A 12022-nucleotide genomic window follows, 5' to 3' on the forward strand; every position below is an offset into this window, starting at 1 on the left:
TGCTGTATGAAAAAGAAAATTGGTTTGCTTGTAATGGCATACGGAACGCCATATAAAGAAGAAGATATTGAACGTTACTATACACATATTCGTAGAGGAAGAAAGCCAAGTCCTGAAATGCTAGAGGATCTAACAGAGCGTTACCGTGCAATTGGTGGTATTTCTCCTTTAGCTACTATTACATTAGAGCAAGCTAAAAAGTTAGAACAGCGTTTAAATGAAGTACAAGATGAAGTAGAGTACCATATGTATCTTGGCTTAAAACATATCGAACCGTTCATTGAAGATGCAGTGAAAGATATGCATAACGACGGTATACAAGATGCAATCGCACTTGTTCTTGCGCCACACTATTCTACATTTAGCGTGAAATCGTATGTAGGACGAGCACAAGAAGAAGCTGAGAAACTTGGAAACTTAACAATTCACGGCATTGATAGCTGGTATAAAGAACCGAAATTCATCCAGTACTGGGTTGATGCAGTGAAAGGTATATATAACGGTATGTCAGAAGCAGAGCGTGAAAAAGCAGTATTAATCGTATCTGCACATAGCTTACCAGAAAAAATTATCGCGCTTGGCGATCCATATCCAGATCAATTAAATGAAACGGCGGATTATATCGCGCGCGGAGCGGAAGTAGCAAACTATGCAGTAGGCTGGCAAAGTGCAGGAAACACACCAGATCCTTGGATTGGTCCAGATGTACAAGATTTAACGAGAGAACTAAATGAAAAGCACGGTTATACTTCATTCGTATATGCACCAGTTGGATTTGTTGCGGAACATTTAGAAGTTTTATATGACAATGACTTTGAGTGTAAAGTTGTAACAGATGAAATTGGCGCAAAATATTATCGTCCAGAAATGCCAAATGCATCGGACGCATTTATTGATTGCTTAACAGATGTTGTATTAAAGAAAAAAGAATCTGTATTGTAAAAAGAAAGGGGGAGCATGCTTGAGGAAAAAAGTTGTAATCATCGGCGGTGGTATCACAGGATTAACAACAATGTATAACTTACAAAAAGATATTCATGACAAGAACTTGCCGATCGATACATTACTTATAGAAGCATCTGGTAAACTTGGTGGGAAAATTCAAACCGTTCGAAAAGATGGATTTACAATTGAACGCGGACCGGATTCTTTCTTAGCACGAAAAGAAAGTGCCTCTATACTGGCGCGAGAATTAGGTCTTGGTGATGAACTTGTAAATAATAAGGCCGGTCAATCATTTATCCTCGTAAACAATCGGTTACATAAAATGCCGAGCGGATCGATGATGGGAATTCCAACGCAAATTACGCCGTTTCTATTTTCCAGGCTGTTCTCCCCAATTGGTAAACTAAGAGCTGGTTTTGATCTGTTAATGCCCAGGTCAAAGCCAGTATCTGACCAATCACTCGGGCATTTTTTCAGACATCGCCTCGGCAACGAAGTGGTTGAAAATTTAATAGAACCATTACTATCGGGTATTTATGCAGGGGATATCGATGAAATGAGCTTAATGTCAACATTCCCGCAAATGTATCAAATTGAGCAGAAACATCGCAGTATTTCACTCGGTATGCGTACGCTTGCTCTGAAAAAAGAGAAATCTGAACCGAAAAAGGGAATCTTCCAAACAGTGAAAACAGGTTTAGAATCTATAGTAGAATCTCTCGAAGCGAAGATACATGAAGGTACGATAATAAAGGGAACTCGCATTGAAAAAGTTGCAAAACTTGGTGATGTTTACACGATTACTCTTAGTAACGGAAAAGAAATAGAAGCGGACGCGGTCGTAGTGGCAAGCTCACATAAAGTATTGCCATCTATGTTTGCACAGTACAAGCAGTTTCGTTTCTTCCGCAATATTCCGTCTACATCAGTTGCAAATGTGGCAATGGCTTTCCCGCAATCAGCCATTCAGCGCGATATTGACGGCACAGGGTTTGTCGTATCTCGAAATAGCGACTACACAATTACAGCATGTACGTGGACACATAAAAAATGGCCACATACAACACCAGAAGGAAAAACGCTTCTTAGGTGTTACGTTGGACGAGCTGGTGATGAAGCGGTTGTAGAACAAACAGAAGAGGAACTCGTTCAGCTTGTACTAGAAGACTTACGAAAGACGATGGATATTACAGAGGATCCTGAGTTTACAGTCGTAAGTCGCTGGAAAGAAGCGATGCCCCAATATACAGTAGGCCATAACGAGCGAATGAAGAAACTCACAACATTTATGGAAAAAGAGTTGCCAGGTATATACTTGGCAGGTAGTTCCTACGCTGGTTCTGGTCTTCCGGACTGTATTGATCAAGGTGAGAAAGCCGCAAAGCGTGTACTATCTCATTTGGAAAAAGTAATGGAGACGGAATTACTCGCACAATAAAATATAAGAAACGCCTTCAATCATATTGAAGGCGTTTCGTTTGTTATATAAAATACTTATTCGCCAATAAACATATATAAATTATTTGGCTTTATAACGGCATCTCCCGCATAAATAACCCATTCTGTTAAGTTTTCAAACTCTAACTGATAACTATTTCCCTCACTCATATTTTCTATAAAATATGGTTCATTAATGAGTATTCCTTGAATGAAGTCTTCCGTAATGTTTTGCATTTCAAACCACATATGTTCACTTTTTCCCTCTTCGTAGGAGACACCAAACTTAGCGAGGAAACGAAAATCTTCATTTGATTGTTCAATGTGAAAAATGTTGCTGAAATACCCGAAAGTATTCTTTGCATTATAAGCCATACGATCGGTTTCACTATTTGTTTTATAGAACATAAGCCCTGTAGCTTCCTCATGTTCTTTGAAAAAGCTTTCGATACATTCTTCTGAAGTATTAAATTGGAATAAGAGAACGGATGGAGATTGATGGTATTCATCTCGGTCATCCATGCCGCCTAAGAATATGTTTTGTGCATCTATTGGTTGTAGTTTCACTTCTTCATCCTCGATTGAAGACAATTGATCCATACTCGTTTTATGCCCAATATAAGATAATCCCTTTTCCCACGGAACAGCTACTGTATGGATAGAACCTTGCTGACTATGCGCGATCACGATAGGCTCATTCATAGGGACTTGTCCATTCTCAACGGCATTATTAGCAAATGTTTGAAAGAGATCACCAATGCCGTAGTAGGATGAAATGCGATTTGGAATAATTAATTCTATTTCTGTTACGCCTGCTCTTAAAAGGCCATGTGTATGAAACCAATATTGCGTAGGCTCACCTTCTTTATCGTCTTCATAAACAGAATGAATAACATACAAGTCAGGAATGTCAGGTAATAATTCATTTTCAACGTGATATTTAATATAGCTTCTAGATATTACTTTCATTGCTGCACTTGAATCGATTACAAATAACAAATCTGGAGCGAGGTTCCATAAAAACTGTAACTGCTGGAAAAAGCAGTCCAGCACATCGCCTACAAATAGCGTACGAGCGAAAATTTCAGTGCCATAAGCAGCATCTTCAAAATTACGATCTACGATTGTAGAATCTTGTCTATTGTACATTTTATATTCTTCTGGATCGCTCGTTTCATCAATATGCAGTTCATACGGTATGATTGTTTCATCCATATGTAACTCAACAATAAGGCTTGTCTCATCACTGTAAATAATTTTTAATTCATCCACTTTAGTAGAGATAGTCTCTAGCCGCTGTTTTAACTGTTCAATCGTAATTCTAGTTGGTATAACGGCAATCATATCTGAAAAATGACGTTCTAATGTTCCATTCATAGCTGCGCGGTATGTTTCTGTTTGCACTTCCATCCAATCACTCCTATTCAAATGAATCCATTTTACATGCCAATGAAATTTCGATATTTTCTGTTTTCTCTCTCTAACATTATAGAGCGCATTTGTAGAAGGTGTAAAATTATTATTTTGTATTATAGTTTGAAAGCTTGTAAATTAAATAAATTTTTTGTAAAACTTGTCGAAATACCATTCTATATAACGAATCATTTGATATGATAGAAATGCTGAGAAAATATGAAATAGGGAGAGGAAAATGGCTGTGAAGAAATTGTTAAGTGTCTTTTTATCATTCATACTATTGCTTTCATTTACTGGAACTTTAGTACAAGCAGAAGAAAATACTTCTATGTCAGTAGAAAAAGCAATTCAAGTATTTAAACAGCAAGGGAAAACGAAGGGGACAGTGGAAGGATACATCGTTGGATATACGCAAAGTCCTTCTAAATACACGAAAGATCCGGCTAAGTTTGATGATACAAACGTAGCAATTGCAGATTCGCCAAATGAGACGAATCCAGACAAAATCATGCCTGTTCAGTTGCCGAAAGGTGATGTGAGAGCGGCAGTAAACGTGAAAGATCATCCTGAAAATATCGGGAAGAAAGTTAGTTTAACAGGGACGCTTGAATTATATTTTAGTAGCCCAGGTTTAAAATCGGTAACGTCTCATAAGTTTCAAGGGGAAGGACAAAACCGTGTTAGCGATGTAGTATCTTCGCCTGGTAGCGGAGAAGTTGCGAAGGGCACAGCGGTAACATTAACAACGAATACAGAAGGAGCAACAATCTACTATACGTTAGATGGCTCTAACCCTACAAATAAGAGTGTTCGTTATAACGGACAAATTGTAGTGAATGAAAATAGTGTGATTAAAGCAATCGCAGAGAAAGAAGGGCTTACTTCTTCAGCGATTTCAACATTTTCATTTATTATCGTAAATAATGAACCAGTTCGTATTCATGATATTCAAGGAAAATCACATATTTCTCCTTACAAAGGGAAGAAAGTATACAATGTGGAAGGCATTGTAACAGCACTTGATAAAAATGGTTTTTATATAGAAGATAACCAGCCGGATAATGATCCAGCTACGTCAGAAGGTATGTATGTATACAAAAAAGATGCGAATGTAGCGGTAGGAGATCTTATTCAAATTGATGGAGAAGTAGAAGAATATGTTGGACCTGGGTATGCAGAAAGGTTTGACACAGATTTAACGACGACGGAAATTAAAGCGAGCCGCGTTGCTGTAATCGCAAAAGATCAACCTTTACCAGCACCGATTGTACTTGGAGAAAACGGTGTGAAAATCCCTGATCAAATTATCGATAATGATGCATTCGGTTTATTTGATCCAAATGAAGATGCAATCGACTTTTATGAAAGTATAGAAGGTATGCGCGTTACGATGCCAACGCCAAAAATTATTGCACCTCAGAAAAACGGAAATTTATATGTAACAGTAGAAAATGGCGGAAATAAAGTCGTAACGAAATACGGCACACCTGTATTAGATGAAAATCAATTAAACCCAGAGCGTCTTTCTGTAAAAGTCCCTCGTGATTATGTAGCGAAAGTAGGAGATACTTTCACTGGAGATATAACAGGGGTAGTCGGATATGATTACGGTGCGTTCCGCATTGCACCAATAACGGAATTACCATCTGTAGTGGACGGTGGATTTAAGCAAGTAGGGGCGAATATTCAGCCTCGTCTTGATAAGTTAACAGTTGCTACATATAACATTGAAAACTTCTCGGCGAATAAAAAAGAAACAACAGACGAAAAGGTAAAAGCGTTAGCGTATTCTATTAAATACAACTTAAAAATGCCAGATATTATCGGTGTAGAGGAAATGCAAGATAATAACGGAACGATTAATGACGGTACAACAGATGCTTCGTTAAGCGCAAAACGTATCATTGATGCGGTTTTAGAAATTCGTGGACCGAAGTATGAGTATGTAGAAATTGCTCCGAACAATAATCTAGACGGGGGAGCACCAGGAGCGAATATTCGCGTCGGTTTCTTCTACAACCCATCACGCGTGAAATTAGCAGCAGTACCGAAGTTACTTGATAAAAATGTCGTTCGTATTGGAGACGAAAGTTCATTATTTGAAAGTACACGTAAACCGCTTGCAGCAGAATTTACATTCCAAGGACAAAACGTTGTTGTCGTTGCAAATCACTTAAACTCAAAAATAGGAGATGCAACGCCATTTGGAAAAGTGCAGCCGCTCGTATTAAAGAGTGAAGAAAAACGAATTCAGTTAGCGCAAGAAGTAAATCAATTCGTACAAGGAATTCAGAAAAAGAACACGAATGCACCAGTTGTTGTGTTAGGGGATATGAACGATTTTGAGTTCGCTAAACCACTAAAAGCACTAGAAGGAACAAACTTAAAAAATATGTTAAACACAGTGCCGAAAGAGAACCGCTACACGTACATTCATGAAGGAAATGCACAAGTGTTAGATCATATTTTAGTAACAAACAACATCGCACCACACACAATTGTAGACCCAGTACACTTAAACTCAAACATTATGAAAGAACATGGACGTGTAAGTGACCACGACCCAGTACTTGCTCAAATTGACTTGAAGAAAGCTTCTTAAATAGTCATGAAAGAACGCTTAGAGATATACTGAGCGTTCTTTTTCTGTAAAAATCATGTTAAAATTAATTGAAAATTCAGCTTTTTACAATGAGGAGGTTAAAGATGCAAGCGTGGTTAAATGGAAAATTAATAAATCAGCTTGCGATTTTTTTTAGTACAATCGTCATGCTCCAATTTGTAGCGGAGGTAACAGGACTTACTCAAAATTTGGATATTACATATAACTTAATACATACAGCATCGTCCTATGTAACGTTTAGTTTGGCAGTCATTTTTACTTTAATAGGTGCAAGAAGAGAATTAAGTACATATGCAATTATTTTATTATGTTCAGTTGTAGGTATTAAAGCGATTTATTTTGCGGCGGTCGTTATTTTATGGGGATTGGCAGGTACGCCGTAAAGGGGAGATGATTATAAGATTGATAAATGTAAATGAGAATAAGAGCGTAATTCCCTAAACTAACTTAGGGAATTACGCTCTTATTCATTCAATCATTTAGTCTGAAATTGCTTGAAACGCTTTTCTACACCGATCTCTTTTTTGCAGTCTTCTTCTATATTTTTTTCTATCCCGCTTTACTCCTTGTATATACATGAATAAGCTAACGAGAAGGAAGAAAGCACATTGCATCGTTAAAATGTACGGTGACATGCCTTGCAATGGTTGTTTCGGATCATATAAATGAATAGGTGCTCCGCCTATTGAAGGAAGTATTGTATTTAGCAGGACGTACGGAATGGAGGCAACTGCGAATGGAAAGAGAATTGCCATATAGTCCTTTTGTGACCATACAGATGCAGCAAGTCCTAAAAGGGCCATTAAACCTGCAAATAAGAAATTAATTCCGATATATACAGTAATGTAAGTGAGAGGTGCATCGAAATATAGGTTTGCGAACATTCCATCAGCATTTATGATGCCTGAACCAATCGTAGGTGTTCCGTCTGGAATGGTTAATTTGCAAAATAATAACGATAAGATGAATGGAAATGTATAAAGAAATCCTCCGCAAAAAAACGTAACGATATATTTCATTACTGAATAAGGAAATAAAGAAATCCCCTTACTCACAAACGGTTTAAAACCATCTGACTTATCCGAATTGTAACTTGTACTAAAGGGGAAACTCGCAATAACTGGCATTAATAATAAATAAACATCCATTTCATTGTCGCGAAATCCGATCCATTTTATATCTGTTGAAATAGGTCCACTCGCTGCGTCTCCTAAATAACGAATTACATAGTAATAGTGATAAATACAAATAAGAACGAATCCACTAAACATAATAATTAAAGAAATACGACTACAAAAAGCTTGCTTTATATTTAAACGAAGCGCACGCATCATGACTGAAAAAGCCTCCACTATTTTGATAAACTTGTCTATTTTCTATATTACTATTAAATGTAAACATTTTCTTGTTTTTTTATTTGATTATTTGAAAAAAGGGAAATTTGTTGTTGTTAAGTAAGGTTTAATTGTATATCTTAAGAACACCTTTTCCTTTTCTCTTTTCTTCTGATACACTATGGACAGTAATATATAACTTGACTGGAATTTTTTATGCTGGAAATAATAAAAAAGAGAACTTGTATACAATGTAAGCGTGTGGTAATATCAAAGATGTACTGATTGACTATATTATCCAATTGGTCATTTTTGGAGGTGACGATGTGGCGATAGATCGAAAACGTTCTATTATTGAAGCTGCAACAAAGTCTTTTTCAGCGTTCGGTTATAAAGCAACAACGATGGATCAAGTAGCGAAGTTAGCGAATGTAGGAAAAGGAACGATTTATACTTTTTTCAAAAATAAAGAAGAGCTATTTGGCGAAATTATTTCTAATTTAATTACAGAAATGAAGCAAGTTGCAGAAAATGCAATTCGTTCAGATGTTTCATTTTTTGAAAATGTACATAGAGCATTATATAGCATATTAGAATTCAGAAAAGAACATCAGCTCATGATTAAGTTAATTCAAGAAGAGCGTGATATGGGAACGAAAGAAGTACAAGAAGTGATGCAACAAGTAGATGTGGAAATCGTTTCTGTCATTCAATCGTATTTAAAGATTGCGATTGAAAAAGGTGAGATTAGCAAATGTGATCCAGAAATTACAGCATTTATTATGCTTCGCTTATACGTATCGCTTATTTTTGATTGGGAAAAAAATCATGAACCGCTAGAAAAAGAAAAAATTGCAGAATTATTTGAACTTTATTTATTAAAAGGATTGTCAAACTAAGATAATCCTTTTATTATTATAAAAAAGTGACCACTTGAACAAAATGGTCATATATTTATTTTAGGGAGGGATAATAGAAATATTCACTTCATATGAAGAAAAAGTTGCATAGTATAAATTCGGGGATAAGGCATATGTATGAATCAGTATAGCCTTTTTGTTTGGGTAAAAATGACCAATTGAACATTTTGGTCATTTTAAAAAGGGGGAGAAATGATGAAAGGAAATCAGTTACTTCGTAAAGAGTTCACACAAATTATAAAAAGTAAAAAAATATTAATTCCAATTATCGCTGTTTTATTCGTACCGATTTTATATGCGGGTATGTTTTTATGGGCCTTTTGGGATCCGTATAAACAGTTAGATGATTTACCAGTTGCGGTAGTCAATTTAGATAAAGGTGCAGTATTTGATGGGAAACCAATTGAGGTCGGAAAAGGGCTCGTTGATAATTTAAAAGACAATAAGAGTTTTAAATGGGAATTTGTAAGTGAAAAAGAAGCGAAAAAAGGAATGGAAGGCAGAAAGTATTACATGTTAGTACGCATTCCAGATAACTTCTCAAGTAACGCTACAACGTTATTAAAAGATGATCCAAAACCATTAAACTTAGAATACATTCCGAACGAAAGCTTAAATTTCTTATCTTCACAAATTGGCGGAACAGCCATTGAAAAAATTAAAGGTGAAGTATCAAGTACGTTAACGAAAACATATGCAGAGAAAATGTTTGATTCCATTCAAGACGTCTCAAAAGGATTAGCAGATGGGGAGGAAGGAGCAAACAAACTACACGACGGATCAAGTGAGCTGCATGATGGTTCAAGTAAAGTGACAGATGGCCTTCATACACTTCAAGGGAAGTCTGGAGAGATGAAGGATGGAGTTCAGAAATTAGCAGATGGATCTAATAAATTAGTAGATGGGTCAGGCAAAGTAACAAATGGTTTAAATACGCTAAATAGCAAAACAGGTGAAATGCAGATAGGTATCGGGAAATTATTAGACGGTTCCGGAAAAGTAACGAACGGTTTAAATACGTTAAATAGTAAAACAAGTGAGATGCAAACAGGTATCGGAAAATTAGTAGATGGCTCTGGAAAAGTAACAGACGGTTTAAATACGTTAAATAGTAAAACGGGTGAAATGCAAAAAGGAATTGGTGAATTACATGATGGATCTGAGAAAGTGACCGGTGGTTTGAACCAATTAGTAAGTAAATCCGGTGAATTAAAAACAGGAACAACTGATCTATCAAATGGTATGGGAAAACTTGCTGAAGGGCAAAGTCAATTAGAAAAATGGTCTCAAGAAATTCAAAAGGGATTGCAAGATTTAAATAGTAACGTACAAAAGTCTGCTGCAGTCTTAGAGGAAATGCAGTCGAAAGGCCCTTCTATATTGAATACAGTAAATGAGAAAATAGATGGAGCTGAGGCGAATGTAAATCAGTTAAATGAATTTACGCAATCAACAGCAGGAGATGCAAAAAATGCAGCGCAAGATGTAGCGAATTTACAAAAGCAAATTGAAAGTTTACCAAAAGAATATCAAGAGCAGTTACAACCATTCATAACAAGTGCTGTAAAAAATACAGCGACAGTTCAGCAAAAAGCTGCTGGAGTAGCGGGTGGAACAAATAAATTAAATGAAGAAGTAAAACAATTAAAAGGTGAAATAGATCAAAAAACAGGTTATGGGCAAAGCAAACTACCAAATCCAGCAGAATTAAAATCTTTAACTGTTGGTATTGATCAATTATCCAGTGCACAAAAAGGGTTTGTTGAAAAATTTCAAGGGTTTGGTGCGAAGTTAAATACTGCTAAAGAAGGCGCAAATAAATTTAAAAACGAATCCGGTCAATTAATTGATGCGATAAATCAATTAGCAGATGGCTCGGGTAAAGTAACAGGCGGCTTAGACACATTATCTGCAGGAGCAAATCAAATGGCAGGTGGGATAAATCAATTAGCAGATGGCTCAAGCCAAGTGACAGGCGGTTTAGGTACATTATCCGCAGGAGCAAACCAAATGGCGGGTGGAGTAAATCAATTAGCAGATGGCTCAAGCCAAGTAACAGGCGGTTTAGGTACATTATCTGTAGGAGCAAACCAAATGACAGGTGGAGTAAATCAATTAGCAGATGGCTCCGGTCAAGTAACAACTGGCTTAGGTACTCTAAATGGTGGTCTAAATAAAATGTCAACTGGCTCAACCCAGCTAATCGACGGCGTAAATAAACTAGCAGACGGATCTGGTAAAGTAACAGATGGCCTCGTAAAAGTAAATGATGGTTCAGGTGAACTTGCTGAAAAACTTGGCGAAGGGGCAGAGAAAACTGGTGAAGTGAAAGGGACGGATAAAACGTATGATATGTTTGCAAGTCCTGTAAAAGTGAAGACGGAGAAAATGGCGGAAGTTCCAAACTACGGAACTGGATTTACACCGTATTTCTTATCACTCGGTTTATTTGTTGGGGCATTACTATTATCTATCGTATATCCATTACGTGATACAGTTGGCGTTCCGAAATCAGGATTTAGTTGGTTTATTAGTAAGTTCGGCGTATTACTATCAGTCGGTATTATTCAAGCGGTAGTAGCGGATGTTATATTACTATTCGGATTAGGTGTAGAAGTACAAAGTATTCCGTATTTCATACTCTTTAGCATCGTTACAAGCTTAGCGTTTATCGCATTAATTCAATGTTTAGTAACAGCATTTGGTGATGCAGGACGTTTCATCGCCATCATTACATTAATTATTCAGCTTACAACAAGTGCCGGAACATTCCCGCTAGAATTGATTCCGAAGTTTTTACAACCATTCAATGCTTGGTTACCGATGACATACTCTGTATCAGGATTGAAAGCAGTCGTATCAAGTGGAGACTTTAACTTCATGTGGCAAAACGTAGGAGTACTCATGATTTTCATCGTTGTATTATCACTTGGAACAATTGCAGCCTTAACTTGGATGCACAAACGACAATTTAGAAATATTGCGGAAAACCAATCGGTTGAAGCATAGAAAAAAGCACCTTTTCGGTGCTTTTTTATTTTAATGTAGGGCTAAATAAAAGGACAGGAATTGCAACGATTTGAACAGAAGTATATTACAGAGGAGTTGATATGATGAAAGGAAATCTTACTTACTATTCTATCGTAAATCCGCTAATCATCTTTCTTGTTTACGCCCTTTCACCTATCTTGTTTCACAAAGAAAAATATATAAATATGAAAGATGCACTAGGAATACTTTTAGTTTACTATGTGCTAATTAGCGGGTATTACCTTATGGATGTTGTAAGTGAAAGAATGAAGAAGAATAGTAAGGACAAACAATAAAGTTTTATTGTATAAAAATCA

The 12022-nt window shown here is 36.5% G+C and carries 9 protein-coding genes; 7 read left to right on the forward strand and 2 right to left on the reverse strand.

Going from position 1 to position 12022, the window contains the following annotated elements; all coding sequences use genetic code 11:
* Positions 1-6 precede the first annotated feature (6 nt).
* Entirely contained in the window at positions 7-942 is a 936-nt protein-coding gene (gene hemH, locus ABH961_RS00825; RefSeq protein ID WP_098049024.1) for a ferrochelatase, read from the forward strand.
* 19 nt (positions 943-961) lie between these two features.
* A complete protein-coding gene (gene hemY, locus ABH961_RS00830) occupies positions 962-2383 on the forward strand; it encodes a protoporphyrinogen oxidase (protein WP_048545322.1) in 1422 nt (473 codons plus the stop codon).
* Between the two features lie 56 nt (positions 2384-2439).
* Here hemY and ABH961_RS00835 read toward each other — a convergent pair whose 3' ends face one another.
* Complete coding sequence (locus tag ABH961_RS00835) at positions 2440-3792, reverse strand: DUF4026 domain-containing protein (protein WP_404518748.1); 1353 nt, start codon at positions 3790-3792, stop codon at positions 2440-2442.
* Between the two features lie 241 nt (positions 3793-4033).
* On the opposite strand from ABH961_RS00835, the gene ABH961_RS00840 reads away from it, so the two are divergent.
* The gene (locus ABH961_RS00840) at positions 4034-6400 is read left to right on the forward strand and encodes a DUF6359 domain-containing protein (RefSeq protein WP_098077596.1); all 2367 of its coding nucleotides are present in this window, start codon (positions 4034-4036) and stop codon (positions 6398-6400) included.
* 104 nt (positions 6401-6504) lie between these two features.
* Positions 6505-6804, forward strand: coding sequence for a hypothetical protein (locus ABH961_RS00845; protein WP_048545317.1), 300 nt, complete (start codon positions 6505-6507; stop codon positions 6802-6804).
* Positions 6805-6900: 96 nt separating this feature from the next.
* Here the strand turns inward: ABH961_RS00845 and ABH961_RS00850 are convergent, their stop codons facing one another.
* Positions 6901-7755, reverse strand: a complete 855-nt coding sequence (locus tag ABH961_RS00850; RefSeq protein ID WP_048545315.1) for a hypothetical protein — start codon at positions 7753-7755, stop codon at positions 6901-6903.
* A 326-nt stretch (positions 7756-8081) separates the two neighbouring features.
* Here ABH961_RS00850 and ABH961_RS00855 point away from each other — a divergent pair, with 326 nt between their 5' ends.
* From ABH961_RS00855 to ABH961_RS00865, 3 genes are all read left to right on the forward strand, one after another.
* Positions 8082-8654, forward strand: coding sequence for a TetR/AcrR family transcriptional regulator (locus ABH961_RS00855; RefSeq protein WP_000963378.1), 573 nt, complete (start codon positions 8082-8084; stop codon positions 8652-8654).
* A 216-nt stretch (positions 8655-8870) separates the two neighbouring features.
* Positions 8871-11684, forward strand: coding sequence for a YhgE/Pip family protein (locus tag ABH961_RS00860; protein WP_404518750.1), 2814 nt, complete (start codon positions 8871-8873; stop codon positions 11682-11684).
* A 101-nt stretch (positions 11685-11785) separates the two neighbouring features.
* On the forward strand, positions 11786-12001 hold the full coding sequence (locus tag ABH961_RS00865) for a hypothetical protein (RefSeq protein WP_098077602.1): 216 nt from the start codon (positions 11786-11788) through the stop codon (positions 11999-12001).
* Positions 12002-12022: the final 21 nt, after the last annotated feature.

The organism is Bacillus sp. RC251, from assembly GCF_044908765.1.
Taxonomy (GTDB): domain Bacteria; phylum Bacillota; class Bacilli; order Bacillales; family Bacillaceae_G; genus Bacillus_A; species Bacillus_A wiedmannii.